Source organism: Pectobacterium versatile, from assembly GCF_020166435.1.
Lineage (GTDB): Bacteria > Pseudomonadota > Gammaproteobacteria > Enterobacterales > Enterobacteriaceae > Pectobacterium > Pectobacterium versatile.
Genome location: NZ_JAINZP010000010.1, coordinates 72702 through 91516 on the forward strand (window position 1 = coordinate 72702; position 18815 = coordinate 91516).

Sequence of the window (18815 nt, forward strand, 5' to 3'; positions counted from 1 at the left end):
TCCGGGGCTGGTTGCTTTTGTTTTATGTCCAGTGAGGACAGACACGTTGCAGAGACTCCGTCGCCTTTGATTTTTAGCGCGTCAGGATGACGATTATTTGAGTCTTACGGACTTTTTTAGAGGTATAGACAATATGAAACAATTTCCGATGACGTTGCGTGGCGCTGAAAAATTGCGCGAAGAGCTTGACCACCTGAAATCTGTGCGTCGACCTGAAATTATTGCCGCGATTGCCGAAGCGCGTGAGCACGGCGATCTGAAAGAAAATGCAGAATATCATGCCGCACGTGAGCAGCAGGGCTTTTGTGAAGGACGTATTCAAGACATTGAAGCAAAACTGTCTAACGCACAGGTTATCGATGTCACGAAAATGTCAGCGAACAATGGGCGTGTTATTTTTGGCGCGACCGTGACGGTGATGAATCTGGATAACGAAGAAGAGCAAACCTATCGGATTGTTGGCGATGACGAAGCGGATTTTAAACAGAATCTGATCTCTGTGAATTCCCCTATCGCGCGTGGCCTGATCGGCAAAGAGCAGGATGACGTTGTGGTCATCCGTACGCCGGGCGGCGACGTGGAATATGAGATCCTGAAGGTAGAATATCTATAAATTTTGCCGGATTGTTGATTAAAACAGCAAAAATTGTAAAGAAAAGAAAAAGGCCGCTTGCGGCCTTTTCTCTAACCGAGAGGCATGGCACCTTTCCGTTAAAACCGAGTATCCTGAAATAAAAAGTGTTATCGTGGTAACACAATTTTACGTTCTTTTGCAGGCCGGTAGAGTACCAACGTATGGCCGATAACCTGAACGTTAGCGGCACCCGTTTCACGAACAATTGCCTCCACGATCAAGGCCTTGGTTTCGCGATCTTCTGTCGCTACTTTTATCTTGATCAGCTCGTGATGTGCCAATGCTTGTTCGATCTCAGCCAGAACACCTTCGGTGAGACCGTTATTGCCCAGCATGACAACCGGTTTTAGCGGATGTGCCAAGCCTTTCAGGTGTTGTTTTTGTTTATTACTTAGGTTCATTGTCTTTTTTACTTAGGTTGGGATTGAAAACGGGTCATTCTACCGCCATCTCATGATTATAACCAATTTGACTGCTCTGATTGGTAATATGTGAGAAGTTTCTCCCCACCACGAGCGTGTTACTGAGAATAGTTGGAAAATCGATGGCGAATAAAAAGCGTTCTGCAAGTTCCAGTCGCTGGTTGCAGGAACACTTTAGCGATAAATATGTGCTGCAGGCCCAGAAAAAAGGGCTGCGCTCACGTGCTTGGTTTAAACTTGACGAAATACAGCAAGGCGACAAACTGTTTAAACCCGGTATGACAGTTGTGGATTTAGGCGCGGCACCTGGCGGCTGGTCACAGTATGTGGTCACGCAAATAGGTGGAAATGGTCGAATTATCGCGTGTGATATTTTACCGATGGATCCGATTGTCGGCGTCGATTTCCTGCAAGGGGACTTTCGTGATGAACTGGTCCTCAAAGCCTTGCTCGAAAGGGTTGGCGATAGCAAAGTTCAGGTGGTGATGTCTGACATGGCCCCTAACATGAGTGGTACACCAGCCGTTGATATTCCGAAGTCGATGTATCTGGTTGAATTAGCACTTGGTATGTGTCGGGATGTATTAGCACCAGGCGGAAGTTTCCTGGTGAAAGTGTTTCAGGGAGAAGGTTTTGATGAATACCTGCGGGAAATTCGCTCCCTGTTTACGAAAGTGAAAATTCGTAAACCAGACGCCTCACGTGCTCGGTCTCGTGAAGTGTATATTGTAGCGACAGGGCGCAAACTGTAGTACCCTAACGCTGTTTTTTAACACAGTTGTAATATGAGGTTAATCCCTTGAGTGACATGGCGAAAAACCTAATTCTCTGGTTAGTCATCGCAGTTGTGCTGATGTCTGTTTTCCAGAGCTTTGGGCCCAGCGAGTCGAATGGCCGTAGGGTGGATTATTCAACCTTCTTGACTGAAGTGAATCAGGATCAGGTCCGTGAAGCACGTATTAACGGGCGTGAGATCAGTGTTATCAAAAAAGACAGCAACAGATACACGACTTACATTCCTGTCAATGACCCCAAGCTACTGGATAACCTGCTAACGAAGAACGTGAAAGTCGTTGGTGAGCCGCCGGAAGAACCGAGCTTGCTGGCTTCTATCTTTATTTCTTGGTTCCCGATGCTGTTACTGATTGGCGTCTGGATCTTCTTCATGCGTCAAATGCAAGGCGGCGGCGGTAAAGGCGCTATGTCCTTCGGCAAGAGCAAAGCGCGTATGCTGACTGAAGATCAGATCAAGACGACGTTTGCTGATGTAGCTGGTTGTGACGAAGCGAAGGAAGAGGTTAGCGAACTGGTCGAGTACCTGCGCGAACCTAGCCGTTTCCAGAAACTGGGCGGTAAAATTCCGAAAGGCATTCTGATGGTCGGCCCGCCGGGAACTGGTAAAACGCTGCTGGCAAAAGCGATTGCTGGTGAAGCGAAAGTACCTTTCTTTACGATTTCCGGTTCTGACTTCGTTGAAATGTTTGTGGGTGTTGGTGCTTCTCGTGTTCGTGACATGTTCGAACAAGCGAAGAAAGCCGCGCCTTGTATCATCTTTATCGATGAAATTGACGCCGTTGGCCGTCAGCGTGGTGCAGGTTTGGGTGGTGGTCACGATGAACGTGAACAAACGCTGAACCAAATGCTGGTTGAGATGGACGGCTTTGAAGGTAACGAGGGTATTATTGTCATCGCGGCAACTAACCGCCCTGATGTGCTTGACCCCGCGTTACTGCGTCCAGGTCGTTTTGACCGTCAGGTTGTGGTTGGCCTGCCGGATGTTCGCGGTCGTGAACAGATTCTGAAAGTTCACATGCGTCGCGTACCGCTGTCTCCAGATATCGATGCGTCAGTGATTGCACGTGGTACGCCAGGTTTCTCTGGTGCGGATTTAGCTAACCTGGTTAACGAAGCCGCATTGTTCTCTGCTCGTGGTAACAAACGCGTTGTGTCGATGGTCGAGTTCGAGAAAGCTAAAGACAAAATCATGATGGGTGCAGAGCGCCGTTCCATGGTAATGACTGAGAAGCAGAAGGAATCGACGGCGTATCATGAAGCAGGACACGCCATCATTGGCCGTCTGGTGCCAGAGCACGATCCGGTCCATAAAGTGACGATCATTCCGCGTGGGCGTGCACTGGGCGTGACGTTCTTCCTGCCTGAAGGGGATGCGATCAGCGCCAGCCGTCAGAAGCTGGAAAGCCAAATCTCTACGCTGTACGGTGGTCGACTGGCCGAAGAAATCATTTACGGCGTGGAACATGTATCAACAGGCGCGTCCAATGACATCAAAGTGGCAACGTCGATTGCTCGTAACATGGTAACGCAGTGGGGCTTCTCTGAAAAACTGGGCCCTTTGCTTTATGCGGAAGAAGAAGGCGAGGTATTCCTCGGTCGCTCCGTGGCAAAAGCCAAGCACATGTCAGATGAAACCGCGCGTATTATCGATCAGGAAGTAAAATCTCTGGTTGAACGTAACTATGTGCGTGCTCGCGAGCTGTTGATGGCAAACATGGATATCCTTCATTCAATGAAAGATGCATTGATGAAGTATGAAACCATTGATGCGCCGCAGATCGACGATCTGATGGGACGTAAGAAAGACGTTCGCCCGCCTGCGGGTTGGGAAGAGTCCCGCTCTGACAACGATTCTGGTAACGGTGGCGGTACACCTAAAGCCCCTACGCCAGTAGATGAGCCCCAGACGCCTAATCCTGGTAATACAATGTCTGAGCAAGTGGACGACAAGTAATTCGCCTGCGATTGACATCTGTAACTTACGAAACCCCAGCTCAGGCTGGGGTTTTTTACTGGGAATGTTCTTCGAATCACATTTCACGCTAACTACATATACCAGAATGCGGAGGTAAATCATGCAACTGGTTGCCAGAGACTCAACGCTGGATCTTTCCTGCCCACACATCATGGGCATTCTTAACGTCACGCCGGACTCTTTTTCCGATGGCGGCAAACACAACAAGCTCGATACTGCATTACTGCACGTTCAGGAGATGATTACCGCTGGTGCGACCCTGATCGATATTGGTGGCGAATCAACACGCCCCGGAGCCGCTGACGTGAGCACGGAAGAAGAGCTGAGCCGTGTGGTGCCTGTGGTGGAAGCCATTGCTAAACGCTTTGACGTATGGATCTCGGTCGATACCTCAAAGCCGGAAGTGATGACGGCGTCTGCGCAGGCGGGGGCGCACCTGATTAATGATATTCGCGCTTTGCAAGAGCCGGGAGCTCTGGAGGCGGCGGCGGCAACAGGTTTGCCTGTGTGTCTGATGCACATGCAGGGTATGCCGAGAACCATGCAGCACAAGCCCCATTATGATGATCTGATGCAGGACATCGGCGATTTCTTGCAACAGCAGATTGAACGCTGTGTGAACGCCAATATTCCGAAAAGTAAGCTATTGCTGGATCCTGGATTCGGATTCGGTAAGAATCTTGCCCATAATTATGCGCTTCTGGCTCGTCTGAGTGAGTTACATCGTTTTGAATTGCCTCTTCTGGTTGGCATGTCGAGAAAATCCATGATTGGGCAGCTCCTTAATGTATCGCCTGCACAGCGTGTTCATGGTAGCGTCGCCTGCGCAGTGATTGCGGCGATGCAGGGAGCACAGATTATTCGCGCTCACGATGTTAAAGAAACGGCTGATGCCATGCGTATTGTTGAAGCTACCCTTTCTGCGAAGGAATAAAAACGAAATGAGTAACCGCAAATATTTTGGTACCGATGGCGTACGCGGCAAGGTTGGCGATACGCCAATTACACCTGATTTTGTGCTTAAACTGGGCTGGGCTGCCGGGAAAGTTCTCGCGCGACATGGTTCTCGTAAGATTATTATCGGCAAAGATACCCGTATTTCTGGCTATATGTTGGAGTCTGCGCTGGAAGCAGGTCTGGCTGCTGCGGGGTTATCCGCTTCTTTTACCGGCCCGATGCCTACGCCTGCGGTTGCTTATCTTACCCGTACGTTCCGTGCTGAAGCGGGTATCGTTATTTCTGCCTCTCACAATCCGTATTACGACAACGGTATTAAATTCTTCTCAATTGACGGCACCAAGCTGCCAGATGACGTAGAAGAAGCGATTGAAGCTGAACTGGAAAAACCGCTGACGTGTGTTGAGTCTGCTGAATTAGGTAAAGCCAGCCGCATTGTTGACGCTGCCGGACGCTATATCGAATTTTGTAAGGGGACATTCCCGAGCGAACTGAGCCTTAATGGCTTAAAGATTGTCGTCGATTGCGCCAATGGCGCTACCTATCATATCGCCCCCAGTGTATTGCGCGAACTTGGCGCTAAAGTCATCGCGATTGGCTGTGAGCCTGATGGGATGAACATCAACGAAGAGTGCGGGGCGACGGACGTCAGACAGCTACAGGCGCGCGTACTGGCTGAAAAAGCGGACGTTGGGCTGGCATTTGACGGCGACGGCGATCGGCTCATCATGGTCGACCATTTAGGCAACAAGGTCGATGGCGATCAGATTCTGTATATCATTGCTCGCGAAGGTTTACGCCAAGGGCAACTACGTGGCGGCGCGGTGGGCACGCTGATGAGTAACATGGGGCTTGAGGTTGCGTTAAAGCAACTGGGTATCCCGTTTGCTCGTGCCAAAGTAGGTGACCGCTATGTATTAGAAATGATGCAGGCAAAAGGGTGGCGCATCGGGGCAGAAAACTCCGGTCATGTGATCCTGCTGGATAAAACCACGACGGGCGACGGTGTGATTGCCGGTTTGCAAGTCCTTACCGCGATAGTGAAAAACCATATGAGCCTGCATGATTTATGCAGCGGAATGAAGCTGTTTCCACAGATTCTGGTTAACGTGCGGTTTACGGGTGAACATGATCCGTTGGAAGACAAAAACGTGCAGCAGATTACGCAGGATGTGGAAAAAGAATTGGCCGGACGCGGGCGGGTATTGCTACGTAAATCCGGCACTGAGCCACTCATCCGTGTCATGGTTGAGGGTGAACACGAAGAGACGGTAATCGCGCTGGCGAATCGTATTGCCGATGCGGTGAAAGCCGTTGGCTGAGGGCTTTTTTGATTCGCCAATCAGATAGATAAGGCTTTCGATAGGTATCTTGTGTCGAAAGCCGCTGTTTTTTTCTGCAATCAACCTGTGGTGACCAAATTACCCTTGCGTACGCTACATCCTTTGGTTAGTATTCAGACCCGCTTGATAAGGGATGTTCTACATCCTGCTTAGCGGAATGACACGCGGTTTACCGCCAGAATATAGCATCTCCATGAATCATGGAGAAAACGGTTAACGGGTACGACTATGTACGAAGCTCTGTTAGTAATTTTCCTGTTAGTATCGATCGGGCTGGTTGCCTTGATCATGCTTCAGCAGGGTAAAGGTGCTGATATGGGAGCGTCGTTCGGAGCAGGTGCTTCTGCCACTTTGTTCGGTTCGAGCGGCTCTGGTAATTTCATGACCCGCATGACGGCGATACTGGCGACCCTGTTCTTCATCATCAGTCTCATTCTGGGCAACTTAAGTTCGCTGCAGAAAAAAGGCGGTGCATGGGATAACCTGAGTCAGCCAGAAAAAGCCGAGCAGACGACAATGCCTGCTGCGCCTTCAACGCCGGCAAGTGACATTCCGAAGTAAGCGTTTTAAAGCAGTAATTGTGATGCCGTGGTGGTGGAATTGGTAGACACGCTACCTTGAGGTGGTAGTGCCCGATTGGGCTTACGGGTTCAAGTCCCGTCCTCGGTACCAACATAAAAAATAGACGTCTATTGACGTCTATTTTTTTGTCTTAATTTCATAAATTTAATGGAGTTCCCTTTTATTCAGTCTCTCTCTATGTCAGGTTGATTCAATCTACACCAGTAGATCTGTGAGTATATATCTTGGTGTAATAATGTCTTATATACTCAGTTCTCGTCGTAAGCACACGGTAAATGTCAAGATAGTTGGGGTGATGCATCCAATTAGTAGAACATGTATTTTTCAATGAACGCCCCGATGACTTTTTCATGCAATTCAATCGAGAGTGAGAAGTAGATTGTTTTACGAGCCAAACGTTTAATACGCGTCCTCAATGTCAGGTTGTTACGCTCAATACGCTGAGTGAATATTTTTCCTGTCAGATGCTTATTCTTCGGTACTTCTCTGGCATAACTGCCCCAGTCATCACTGGTTATCATCCCAATGTTAAACGGCGTCAGCAGAGCCAGAAGTTCGCGGCAGGCGTCATCCGTGCGCGGTCCAAACGTATAAGCCAGAACGCCCACCGCAAGATACAACCAACCTTCATGCGTCCTGATATACGTAATATCTGTTACCCAGCGTTCATCCGGTGCCATCGGATTAAATTGCCACTGGAGCCTGTTGGGCGTCACAATGCTCGCTTCGCCCTTGTTCGACACTGGACTGCGATAACCGACCTGAGCTTTTATTCCAGCGCCGTGCATCAAACGCCAGACTCGGTTCGTACTACACTGCTTACCCGTATCGTGCAGATCTAGGTGGATCTTGCGATAGCCATATACACATCCAGATTCAAGCCAAAACTGCTTAATCAGCCCGATCATCTTCTGGTCCGTGTGGTATCGCCGTGAATGTGGTTGCTGAAGCCAAGCATAAAAATCACTCGGGTGAACATCCAGAACACGGCAGAGCAAACGAACCGAAAAGTCACGACTATTGTCACGGATAAAGACGTACCTCAGTCGACAGATTTGCGAAGTACGCTGAAGTTTAAAACCCCGAAAGAGATAATTGGAAAGGGTGTTGCATTGACAAGTTGAATCTACAACGGCTTTTTTTAATATGTCTCGTTCATCAGTAACCCGTTTCAGTTCCTTCTGGATCTGCTGGATCTCAACCTGAGCATCAGATTGGTCTTGGTTTACCGAAGAGTCTGGGCCGTACTTCTGTATCCACGCATAAAGACTGTGAGTGGTAATATCAAGGCGTGTTGCCACGCTTGAAACGGAATGACCACGACCAACAACCTATTTGATCGCTTCAATTTTAAACTCGTCGAGATAACGCTTACCGCTCATGGGCACCTCTTTTTTAAGCCATTTTAAATGACTCTAGGGTGGCTAACAAACCCGTAGCGATTCAGCTTAAATATGTAAGAGTTACTGATTTTTATTTGTATATAAAAATTTATCCAGAAATAAAAGGTAGCCATCATCTTGTGTTCTAAGAATATTCATCGTGTCATCTCTTCCAGAACCTTTGCATTAGAGGCTTTCCTCCGCGATTGTTCTGCTTTGTGGCTAGCGTGACGAAACAAGATTTGTTTACAAAAAGGAAGATGCCCATCGCCGCGATGGGCATCTTCCGGCTACCAATAATGTGTTGACAAAGGGACGTATTCCACGTATAAAAATCGCCTTCGAACTAATCTATGGATGACTTGCATTTATGCGGTTGTCAGCGTAGTATTTGCCACGTTTTCGGACGCGGGGTGGAGCAGCTTGGTAGCTCGTCGGGCTCATAACCCGAAGGTCGTCGGTTCAAATCCGGCCCCCGCAACCACTTAACTTCCAGTAAAGTGTTTTTTCAAATACGTTCTTCACTCAATTTCTATCTCTTTTTGCAGTGATTTTTGAAAAAATCCTTCACCGAAAGTTATGCCGTGTTGGTAAGCGGTATTAGGGTCCAGTTGCATAAAGCCCCGATTTATCGGGGTTTTTTGTTATTTGGCAACAAACAACTGGGCTATTAGGCCCTTTTTTTATGTCTTGGGGGTGGACTTGTCCACATTAGAGCAAAAATTAACAGAGATGATTTCAGCACCTGTTGCCGCATTAGGCTACGAATTGGTTGGGATTGAGTTCATCCGCAGTCGCCAATCGACGCTGCGTATCTATATTGATAGTGAAGATGGGATCACTGTTGATGATTGTGCTGATGTCAGCCACCAGGTCAGTGCGGTATTGGACGTAGAAGATCCAATCACTGTCGCTTATAACCTGGAAGTGTCGTCTCCAGGACTTGAGCGTCCCTTATTCACGGCGGCACATTATCTGCATTTTGTCGGCGAAGAGGTGACAGTGGTGCTGCGTATGGCAGTCCAGAATCGCCGTAAATGGTTGGGTGTGATCAAAGCTATTGACGGTGAAATGATCACCATAACAGTGGAAGGCAAAGATGAAGTATTCGCGCTGAGCAACATTCAGAAAGCGAATCTTGTACCCCACTTTTAAAGTTTGGATGAGGCAACTAGGATGAACAAAGAGATTCTGGCTGTTGTTGAAGCAGTTTCCAATGAGAAAGCTCTGCCGCGCGAGAAGATTTTTGAAGCGTTGGAAACCGCACTGGCGACAGCGACCAAGAAAAAATACGAGCAGGAAATTGATGTTCGCGTCAGTATCGATCGCAAAACGGGCGATTTTGATACCTTCCGTCGTTGGGTTGTGGTGAATGAAGTCACTCAGCCAACTCGCGAAATTACGCTTGATGCCGCGCAATTTGAAGATCCTTCTCTTGATGTTGGTGGCTACGTTGAAGATCAAATCGAATCTGTAACCTTTGACCGTATTACTACACAAACGGCAAAACAGGTTATTGTACAGAAAGTGCGTGAAGCTGAACGTGCTATGGTCGTTGATCAGTTCCGTGAGCAAGAAGGCGAGATTATCACCGGTGTCGTGAAAAAGGTGAATCGTGATAATATTTCGCTTGAAGTCAGACCAATCGATGGCTCTAACACCAGTGCAGAAGCGGTAATTGGCCGCGAAGACATGCTGCCTCGTGAAAATTTCCGCCCTGGCGACCGTATTCGTGGCGTGCTGTACTCAGTTCGTCCTGAAGCTCGCGGTGCTCAACTGTTTGTCAGTCGTTCCCGTCCGGAAATGCTGGTTGAACTCTTCCGCATTGAAGTGCCAGAAATCGGTGAAGAAGTTATCGAGATTAAGGCAGCAGCCCGCGATCCAGGTTCACGTGCGAAAATTGCCGTGAAGACGAATGACAAGCGTATCGATCCCGTCGGTGCTTGTGTCGGTATGCGCGGTGCACGTGTGCAGGCCGTCTCCAGTGAACTGTGCGGTGAGCGTATTGATGTCATTCTGTGGGATGATAATCCTGCACAGTTTGTGATCAATGCAATGGCGCCTGCTGATGTGGTATCGATCGTAGTTGATGAAGATACCTGCACGATGGATATTGCCGTTGAGTCGAGCAATCTGGCTCAGGCGATTGGTCGCAACGGGCAGAACGTACGTTTGGCTTCCCAACTGTTGAAACAGCATCGTTCAGACGATCGTTGGGAACTGAACGTGATGACAGTGGAAGATCTTCAAGCCAAGCATCAGGCAGAGGCGCATGCTGCAATCGACGTCTTTACCAAGCACCTTGATATCGATGAAGAGTTCGCCACCGTGCTGGTTGAAGAAGGGTTCTCCTCACTTGAAGAACTGGCCTACGTGCCAATCAAGGAATTACTTGCTATCGAAGGCCTTGATGAAGAAACCGTTGAAGCATTGCGGGAGCGTGCTAAAGCTGCATTAACAACGCTGGCACTGGCGCATGAAGAAAGCCTTGGTGACGGTCAACCTGCTGAAGACTTGCTTAGCTTGCCTGGACTGTCGCGTGAGTTGGCGTTCAAGCTTGCTGCGATCGGTGTTTGTACGCTGGAAGATCTTGCTGAACAGGGCGTTGACGACCTGACAGATATTGAAGAGCTCAATGATGAGCAAGCGGGCGAATTGATTATGGCCGCACGTAATATCTGTTGGTTTGGCGACGACAACGAATAACGAACTGTAGCAGGAAAGGAACAGCATGACAGATGTAACCGTAAAATCGCTGGCCGCAGAGATTCAAACTCCGGTTGACCGCCTGGTGCAGCAGTTTGCTGATGCGGGAATGACCAAGTCTGCATCGGACTCTGTAACCCAGCATGAAAAAGAAACGTTATTAGCGCATCTGAACCGCGATCGCGGTAATGCGCCAAGTAAATTGACGCTGCAACGCAAAACGCGCAGCACGTTAAATGTCCCTAGCACCGGCGGTAAAAGTAAGTCGGTGCAGATCGAAGTCCGCAAGACACGCACTTATGTAAAACGCGATCCGATTGATGCTCAACAGGCTGAAGCGGAAGAGCAGGCACGGCGTGAAGCGGAAGAACAGGCACAACGTGCCGCTGAAGAGCAGGCTAAACGCGAGGCCGATCTGCGCGAAGCTGCTGAGAAAGCGAAGCGTGCTGCCGACGAGCAAGCCAAACGTGAAGCCGCTGAAAAAGCTAAGCGTGATGTAGCGGAAAAAGAAAAAGTGACGAACCAACAAAACGAAAATATGACCAAGCCGGCTCAGTCTGAGAAAGCGAAACGTGAAGCGGAAGCTGCCGAGCTTAAGCGTAAAGCAGAAGAAACTGCACGTCTTAAAGTTGAAGAAGAAGCCCGCCGTATTGCTGAAGAAGCCCGTCGTATGGCAGAAGAAAATGCCGGACGTTGGGAAGCGGAAAGCGCTAAACCTGAAGAATCTGCCGATTATCATGTGACGACGTCGCATCATGCGCGTGAAGCGGAAGATGAAAACGACCGTCAGGTTGAAGGTGAACGCCGTACCCGTACCCGTGCTGCTAAAGTAACCAAGCAGAAGAAAGGTAATCGCCAGTCGGAGTCCAAAGCTGACCGTGAAGAAGCACGCGCAGTTACCCGTGGCGGTAAAGGAAAACGTAAGCCAAGTTCACTGCAGCAGAGCTTCAATAAGCCTGCTCAGGCGGTTAACCGTGATGTTGTGATTGGTGAAACCGTTACCGTTGCTGAACTGGCTAACAAAATGGCAGTTAAAGGCTCTCAGGTCATCAAAACGATGATGAAGTTGGGAGCAATGGCAACCATCAACCAGGTCATCGACCAGGAAACCGCGCAACTTGTCGCGGAAGAGATGGGCCATAAAGTCATCCTGCGTCGTGAGAACGAGCTGGAAGAAGCCGTAATGAGCGACCGTGATATGGGCATCGCGGCGGAATCCCGCGCGCCAGTTGTGACCATCATGGGCCACGTTGACCACGGTAAAACCTCTCTGCTTGACTATATCCGTTCAACCAAGGTAGCAGCAGGTGAAGCGGGTGGTATTACCCAGCACATCGGTGCTTATCACGTTGAAACCGACAACGGTATGATTACGTTCTTGGATACACCAGGACACGCTGCGTTCACCGCAATGCGTGCTCGTGGTGCTCAGGCTACGGATATCGTGGTACTGGTTGTGGCGGCGGATGATGGCGTAATGCCTCAGACAATTGAAGCTATCCAGCACGCGAAAGCGGCTAAGGTGCCAGTTGTTGTCGCGGTAAACAAAATCGATAAGCCTGATGCCGATCCAGATCGTGTGAAAACCGAACTGTCTCAGTACGGCATCATGCCGGAAGAGTGGGGCGGTGAATCTCAGTTTGTTCACGTATCCGCTAAAGCGGGTACGGGGATCGACGAACTGCTGGATGCGATTCTGTTGCAGGCTGAAGTTCTGGAACTGAAAGCGGTCCGTAGCGGCATGGCGAACGGTGTTGTGATCGAATCCTTCCTAGATAAAGGTCGTGGCCCAGTTGCAACCGTACTGGTGCGTGAAGGTACGCTGAATAAAGGCGACATCGTTCTGTGCGGTTTTGAATATGGCCGTGTCCGTGCGATGCGTGATGAATTGGGTCGTGAAATCACGTCCGCAGGACCTTCTATTCCTGTAGAAATTCTCGGTATGTCCGGTGTACCTGCCGCAGGTGACGAAGCAACGGTTGTTCGTGACGAGAAGAAAGCGCGCGAAGTGGCCTTGTATCGCCAGGGTAAATTCCGTGAAGTTAAACTGGCTCGTCAGCAGAAATCTAAACTGGAAAACATGTTTGCCAACATGACGGAAGGTGAAGTTTCTGAATTGAACATCGTTCTGAAATCTGACGTTCAGGGTTCTTGTGAAGCGATTTCCGATTCACTGCAGAAACTGTCTACTGATGAAGTGAAAGTGAAGATCGTCGGCTCCGGTGTGGGCGGTATCACAGAAACGGACGCTACGCTGGCAGCAGCATCTAATGCGATTATCCTTGGCTTTAATGTTCGTGCAGATGGATCAGCTCGCCGCGTAGTTGAAGCGGAAAGTCTGGATCTGCGTTATTACTCCGTCATCTATGATTTGATCGACGAAGTGAAACAGGCGATGAGCGGTATGCTGGCGCCGGAATATAAGCAAGAGATCATCGGTCTGGCTGAAGTGCGTGACGTCTTTAAGTCACCTAAATTTGGTGCCGTCGCGGGTTGTATGGTGACTGAAGGTATCGTTAAGCGTCACAACAAGATCCGTGTACTGCGTGACAACGTGGTTATCTATGAAGGCGAGCTGGAATCACTGCGCCGCTTCAAAGATGACGTTGGCGAAGTCCGTAACGGCATGGAATGTGGTATCGCTGTGAAGAACTACAACGACGTTCGTCCTGGCGATATGATCGAAGTCTTTGAAACGATTGAGATCAAACGTACGATCGCATAATCCGTTTTCAGCGACGATGTAAGTTATTAGTAAGGGGGGCCTAGTGCCCCCCGATTTTTACTTGAGGATTTATCATGGCAAAAGAATTCAGCCGCACCCAGCGTGTCGCGCAGGAAATGCAAAAAGAAATCGCCATTATTATTCAGCGTGAAGTGAAAGATCCGCGCATCGGCATGGCGACCGTCTCCGGTGTGGAAGTGTCTCGCGATCTGGCGTACGCTAAGGTTTTTGTGACCTTCCTGAATGATAACGAACCAGAGCAAATTCAAACGGCAGTAAAAGCACTCCAAGATGCGTCTGGCTTTATCCGTAAGCTGATTGGCAAGGCAATGCGCCTGCGTGTTGTTCCAGAATTGACCTTCTCCTACGATAATTCATTGGTTGAAGGGATGAGAATGTCCAATCTAGTGACCAATGTGGTCAGAAACGATACGGAACGTCGTCCTGTTACGGGCGAAGATCAGGAGGATTAATGAGTCGTCCTCGCCGCCGTGGCCGTGATGTACACGGCGTATTGTTATTAGATAAGCCGCAGGGCGTGTCGTCTAATGATGTTTTGCAGAAGGTAAAACGGATTTTTAACGCTAACAGAGCGGGCCATACGGGGGCGTTAGATCCATTAGCCACCGGTATGCTGCCGATTTGTCTTGGGGAAGCGACGAAGTTTTCCCAGTATCTGCTGGATTCTGATAAGCGCTACCGTGTCATTGCTCGACTTGGGCAACGGACTGACACCTCTGATGCCGATGGCAACGTGATTGAAGAACGTGCGATTGGCTTTTCTGCTATAGATTTGGAGCAGGCGCTGGAAGGCTTTCGTGGCACCACGCAGCAAGTGCCGTCCATGTACTCGGCTCTGAAATACCAAGGGCGCAAGCTGTATGAGTATGCCCGTCAGGGGCTGACGGTTCCACGTGAAGCACGTGAAATCACCGTTTACGAACTGCAGTTCATTCGCTGGGAAGGGGATGAACTGGAGCTAGAGATTCACTGCTCGAAAGGGACGTACATCCGTACCATTATTGACGATCTGGGCGAAAAGCTGGGCTGTGGCGCGCATGTGATTTACCTGCGTCGTTTGCAGGTTGCTACGTATCCTACCGAAAGAATGGTGACGCTGGAGCAGCTAGCAGCTTTGGCTGAGCAGGCTCAAACACAAGAACACCCACTTTCGCTGAGTCTCGATCCGCTGCTCATGCCGATGGAAAGCCCAGTTATTGATTTTCCCGAAGTGAATTTGACGCTGGTTGGTGCTGGTTATTTGAAGCTGGGGCAAGCGGTTCAGGCCGCGAATGCACCATTGAACGGCATGGTGAGAATCACCGAAGGTGACGAGCACAAATTTATTGGGATGGGTGAAATCGACAGCGATGGCCGCGTTGCGCCGCGTCGTTTGGTTGTTGAATTTCCAGTGTAAACCCGCCCGTTGCCGCCTTGCTATCACAGAACGCTGAGGGTAGAATAGCGCGGCTTGACTATTGGGTGGCTGAATTAGAGATCGGCGCCTGTTTTTTTATCTATAATGTTTGGAGTATTACAATGTCTCTAAGTGTTGAAGCTAAAGCTAAAATCGTAGCAGACTTCGGTCGTGGCACTAACGATAGTGGTTCTACTGAAGTTCAGGTTGCTTTGCTGACTGCGCAGATCAACCACCTGCAAGGCCACTTTTCTGAGCACAAAAAAGATCACCACAGCCGTCGTGGTCTGCTGCGTATGGTTTCTCAGCGTCGTAAGCTGCTGGACTACCTGAAGCGTAAAGATGTAGCACGTTACACCAGTCTGATCGAGCGTCTGGGTCTGCGTCGCTAAGTCTTCTGTGTTTCAGTGGGAAGGGGCCTCTTTTGGCCCCTTTCTTCTAGGAAGCGTTAGCAAAACAGAGTAGTGTATTGTTGTTAATATGATCTTTCATTACAGAGGTTCGCGCGGCTAATGAGAGGCTTTATCTGCATAAGCAAGATAAGGGTTGTCATTAGTCGTGAGAATGTAGTGCAAAGGTCGGGAGTTCACTGGCGCGTTTATCTTGAATACGTGTAGCGCGCCCCAGCTAAGGATATTATTTTGCTGAATCCGATCGTTCGTAAGTTCCAATATGGTCAGCATACCGTCACGTTAGAGACCGGTATGATGGCACGCCAAGCTACCGCCGCTGTGATGGTAAGCATGGATGATACTGCGGTATTCGTTACCGTTGTAGGCGCTAAAAGTGCTAAGCCGGGTCAAAGTTTCTTCCCGTTGACGGTTAACTATCAGGAGCGTACCTACGCTGCTGGACGTTTCCCTGGTGGTTTCTTCCGCCGTGAAGGTCGTCCAAGTGAAGGCGAAACGCTGACTTCTCGTCTGATTGACCGCCCGATTCGCCCTCTGTTCCCAGAAGGTTTCCTGAATGAAGTTCAGGTGATTGCGACCGTCGTTTCTGTTAACCCACAGGTTAGCCCTGACATCGTTGCCATGATTGGTGCCTCTGCGGCGCTGAGCCTGTCTGGTATTCCGTTCAACGGCCCTATCGGTGTTGCTCGCGTTGGTTATCTGAACGACCAGTATGTCCTGAACCCAACGATGGACGAGTTGAAAGAAAGCCGTCTGGATCTGGTGGTTGCCGGTACAGAAGGCGCGGTTCTGATGGTGGAATCTGAAGCTGAGCTGCTGAGCGAAGATCAGATGCTGGGTGCTGTGGTGTTTGGTCACGAGCAACAGCAGATCGTTATCCAAAACATCAACTCACTGGTTGCTGAAGCGGGCAAACCGAAGTGGGAATGGCATGCGCCAGAAGTTAACGTTTCTTTAGAGCAGCGTGTACAGACTTTGTCTGAAGCTCGTCTGGGTGACGCTTACCGCATCACTGAAAAACAAGAGCGTTATGCACAAGTTAATGTCATCAAAGCGGATGTTGTTGCTGCTCTGCAGGTTGAAGACGAGACTCTGAGTGCGGGTGATATCCAGGAAATTCTGGGTGACGTTGAGAAAAATGTCGTACGTAGCCGTGTGCTAGCTGGTGAACCGCGTATCGATGGCCGTGAAAAAGACATGATTCGTGGTCTGGATGTTCGTACTGGCGTACTGCCGCGTACTCACGGTTCTGCACTGTTCACTCGTGGTGAAACGCAGGCGTTGGTAACCGCAACGTTGGGAACTGAGCGTGATGCGCAGAACATCGACGAGCTGACTGGCGAACGTACCGATCGCTTCCTGCTGCACTACAACTTCCCTCCGTACTGTGTTGGTGAAACGGGTATGGTCGGTTCGCCTAAGCGTCGTGAAATCGGTCACGGCCGTCTGGCTAAGCGTGGCGTGTTGGCCGTTATGCCTAAGGCGAACGAATTCCCGTACACCGTGCGTGTCGTGTCTGAAATCACAGAATCCAACGGTTCTTCGTCTATGGCGTCTGTCTGCGGTGCTTCTCTGGCACTGATGGATGCAGGTGTGCCAATTAAATCAGCCGTTGCGGGTATCGCGATGGGTCTGGTGAAAGAAGGCGATAACTTTGTTGTTCTGTCCGACATTCTGGGTGACGAAGACCACCTGGGCGATATGGACTTCAAAGTTGCTGGTAGCCGTGAAGGTATCACCGCACTGCAAATGGATATCAAGATCGAAGGGATTACCCGTGAGATCATGCAGGTTGCTTTGAATCAGGCCAAAGGTGCACGTTTGCACATTCTGGGTGTGATGGAGCAGGCAATCAGCACGCCGCGTGGCGATATCTCTGAATTCGCACCGCGTATTCACACCATCAAAATCAGTACCGATAAGATCAAAGATGTGATCGGTAAAGGTGGTTCAGTGATCCGTGCGTTGACGGAAGAGACGGGCACAACGATTGAAATTGAAGACGATGGTACTGTGAAGATCGCTTCAACTGACGGCGAAAAAGCGAAACACGCGATTCGTCGTATTGAAGAGATCACTGCTGAAATCGAAGTCGGCCGCGTGTACCAGGGTAAAGTTACCCGCATCGTTGACTTTGGTGCTTTCGTCGCTATTGGCGGCGGCAAAGAAGGCCTGGTGCATATTTCTCAGATCGCTGACAAGCGAGTAGAGAAAGTAACTGACTACCTGCAAATGGGTCAGGAAGTGCCGGTCAAGGTTCTGGAAGTTGATCGTCAGGGCCGCGTGCGCTTAAGCATCAAAGAAGCAAATGCGCAAACTCAGGAAGCGGCAGTCCCGTCTTCTGAGGAATAACGACTGTTAGAAAACGGCCTTATGGCACCTTGCCTGATTATGGCAAGGTGCCGCGTGTATCGTAAGGGTATGGATGTCCTTGCGTTGAGCGGTCCGGGACAGGATGTTCATCCAATGTTTGTCTTCGGGAGTGGGAAATGAAGCCTTTCTTGCGCTGGTGTTATGTTGCAACAGCACTCATGCTGGCAGGATGCAGCAACACGGATTGGCGTAAAGACGTAGTATTGGCGATTCCGTTACAGCCTACTTTGCAGCAGGAAGTAATCTTGGCACGCATGGAACAAATCCTTGCAAGCCGGGCATTAACCGATGATGAGCGAGCACAGCTATTATATGAGCGCGGAGTGCTGTATGATAGTCTCGGGTTACGGGCATTGGCGCGGAATGATTTTTCACAAGCGTTGACGATCCGCCCTGATATTCCAGAAGTTTTTAACTATTTGGGTATCTATTTAACGCAGGCAGGCAATTTTGATGCTGCCTATGAAGCGTTTGATTCTGTACTAGAGCTTGATCCAACTTACAATTACGCGCGTTTAAACCGTGGCATCGCTTTGTATTACGGCGGTCGCTATCTGTTAGCGCAGGATGATCTGCTGGCGTTTTATCGAGACGATCCGAATGATCCTTTCCGTTCGTTGTGGCTGTATCTTGTGGAGCGAGAAATCAATCCAGAGACGGCCAAAATTGCGTTGAAGAAACGCTATGACGACGCCAAGAAAGGGCCTTGGGGATGGAATATTGTCGAATTCTACCTGGGCAGTATCAGTGAAAAAACATTGATGCAGCGTTTACAGGAAGAAGCTACGGATAACACTTCGCTCGCTGAGCATCTCAGTGAAACTGACTTCTATTTAGGTAAGCACTACCTAAGTCTGGGGGACAAGAACACCGCTTTGGCGCTGTTCAAGCTGACGGTTGCCAACAATGTTCATAACTTTGTTGAGCACCGCTATGCATTGTTGGAATTGGCGCTATTAGGCCAAGAGCAAGACGACCTATCAGGATCGGACCAGCAATAGCTGACGAACACTTAATCAGCCTGAAAAACTTCGGTTATCGCCTTCACGGGTGAGGGCTTTTTTGTTCGCTTTTTAATCCAATTTGAGCCGGTT

15 protein-coding genes, 2 tRNA genes and 2 pseudogenes are annotated in these 18815 nt (G+C 49.6%); 16 read left to right on the plus strand and 3 right to left on the minus strand.

Annotated elements, in window-relative coordinates; genetic code table 11:
* Nucleotides 1–133: 133 nt before the first annotated feature.
* Entirely contained in the window at nucleotides 134–613 is a 480-nt protein-coding gene (greA, locus tag K7X24_RS13265) for a transcription elongation factor GreA (RefSeq protein WP_095701554.1), read from the plus strand.
* Between the two features lie 128 nt (nucleotides 614–741).
* On the opposite strand, the gene yhbY is transcribed toward greA, so the two are convergent.
* Entirely contained in the window at nucleotides 742–1035 is a 294-nt protein-coding gene (yhbY, locus tag K7X24_RS13270) for a ribosome assembly RNA-binding protein YhbY (RefSeq protein WP_010283039.1), read from the minus strand.
* A 143-nt stretch (nucleotides 1036–1178) separates the two neighbouring features.
* Here yhbY and rlmE point away from each other — a divergent pair, with 143 nt between their 5' ends.
* The 6 genes from rlmE (at nucleotide 1179) to K7X24_RS13300 (ending at nucleotide 6798) form a co-directional block, all read left to right on the plus strand.
* Nucleotides 1179–1808, plus strand: a complete 630-nt coding sequence (gene rlmE / locus K7X24_RS13275; RefSeq protein ID WP_095701555.1) for a 23S rRNA (uridine(2552)-2'-O)-methyltransferase RlmE — start codon at nucleotides 1179–1181, stop codon at nucleotides 1806–1808.
* Between the two features lie 47 nt (nucleotides 1809–1855).
* On the plus strand, nucleotides 1856–3805 hold the full coding sequence (gene ftsH / locus K7X24_RS13280) for an ATP-dependent zinc metalloprotease FtsH (RefSeq protein WP_029368533.1): 1950 nt from the start codon (nucleotides 1856–1858) through the stop codon (nucleotides 3803–3805).
* Nucleotides 3806–3926: 121 nt separating this feature from the next.
* Nucleotides 3927–4760 (plus strand): dihydropteroate synthase, encoded by an 834-nt coding sequence (folP, locus tag K7X24_RS13285; protein ID WP_224555287.1) that lies wholly within the window; start codon nucleotides 3927–3929, stop codon nucleotides 4758–4760.
* Nucleotides 4761–4767: 7 nt separating this feature from the next.
* On the plus strand, nucleotides 4768–6105 hold the full coding sequence (gene glmM / locus K7X24_RS13290; protein WP_039274136.1) for a phosphoglucosamine mutase: 1338 nt from the start codon (nucleotides 4768–4770) through the stop codon (nucleotides 6103–6105).
* A gap of 249 nt (nucleotides 6106–6354) precedes the next feature.
* Entirely contained in the window at nucleotides 6355–6687 is a 333-nt protein-coding gene (gene secG, locus K7X24_RS13295; RefSeq protein WP_224555288.1) for a preprotein translocase subunit SecG, read from the plus strand.
* Between the two features lie 24 nt (nucleotides 6688–6711).
* Nucleotides 6712–6798, plus strand: a tRNA-Leu gene (locus K7X24_RS13300).
* A gap of 215 nt (nucleotides 6799–7013) precedes the next feature.
* Here the strand turns inward: K7X24_RS13300 and K7X24_RS22190 are convergent.
* Nucleotides 7014–7313, minus strand: a pseudogene (locus K7X24_RS22190) (IS1 family transposase); the annotation flags it as partial.
* Nucleotides 7314–8090: pseudogene (locus tag K7X24_RS13305) on the minus strand (IS3 family transposase); the annotation flags it as partial. It lies immediately after the preceding pseudogene.
* A 407-nt stretch (nucleotides 8091–8497) separates the two neighbouring features.
* Here K7X24_RS13305 and K7X24_RS13310 point away from each other — a divergent pair.
* The 9 genes from K7X24_RS13310 (at nucleotide 8498) to nlpI (ending at nucleotide 18722) form a co-directional block, all read left to right on the plus strand.
* A tRNA-Met gene (locus tag K7X24_RS13310) sits at nucleotides 8498–8574 on the plus strand.
* Between the two features lie 218 nt (nucleotides 8575–8792).
* Entirely contained in the window at nucleotides 8793–9245 is a 453-nt protein-coding gene (rimP, locus tag K7X24_RS13315; RefSeq protein ID WP_224555290.1) for a ribosome maturation factor RimP, read from the plus strand.
* Nucleotides 9246–9266: 21 nt separating this feature from the next.
* Nucleotides 9267–10796, plus strand: coding sequence for a transcription termination factor NusA (gene nusA, locus K7X24_RS13320; RefSeq protein WP_224555291.1), 1530 nt, complete (start codon nucleotides 9267–9269; stop codon nucleotides 10794–10796).
* A 25-nt stretch (nucleotides 10797–10821) separates the two neighbouring features.
* Nucleotides 10822–13521, plus strand: a complete 2700-nt coding sequence (infB, locus tag K7X24_RS13325; protein WP_224555293.1) for a translation initiation factor IF-2 — start codon at nucleotides 10822–10824, stop codon at nucleotides 13519–13521.
* Nucleotides 13522–13595: 74 nt separating this feature from the next.
* Nucleotides 13596–13994: a 30S ribosome-binding factor RbfA gene (rbfA, locus tag K7X24_RS13330; protein ID WP_103861439.1), complete on the plus strand. Its 399-nt coding sequence runs from the start codon at nucleotides 13596–13598 to the stop codon at nucleotides 13992–13994.
* Entirely contained in the window at nucleotides 13994–14938 is a 945-nt protein-coding gene (truB, locus tag K7X24_RS13335) for a tRNA pseudouridine(55) synthase TruB (protein ID WP_224555295.1), read from the plus strand. The genes rbfA and truB overlap by 1 nt, the downstream gene beginning before the upstream one ends.
* A gap of 122 nt (nucleotides 14939–15060) precedes the next feature.
* Nucleotides 15061–15330, plus strand: a complete 270-nt coding sequence (gene rpsO / locus K7X24_RS13340; protein WP_010279698.1) for a 30S ribosomal protein S15 — start codon at nucleotides 15061–15063, stop codon at nucleotides 15328–15330.
* A gap of 249 nt (nucleotides 15331–15579) precedes the next feature.
* Nucleotides 15580–17700 carry a polyribonucleotide nucleotidyltransferase gene (gene pnp, locus K7X24_RS13345; RefSeq protein ID WP_224555297.1) on the plus strand — a complete coding sequence of 707 codons (2121 nt, stop codon included), beginning with the start codon at nucleotides 15580–15582 and terminating at the stop codon, nucleotides 17698–17700.
* 137 nt (nucleotides 17701–17837) lie between these two features.
* The gene (nlpI, locus tag K7X24_RS13350) at nucleotides 17838–18722 is read left to right on the plus strand and encodes a lipoprotein NlpI (protein ID WP_224555298.1); all 885 of its coding nucleotides are present in this window, start codon (nucleotides 17838–17840) and stop codon (nucleotides 18720–18722) included.
* Nucleotides 18723–18815 lie beyond the last annotated feature (93 nt).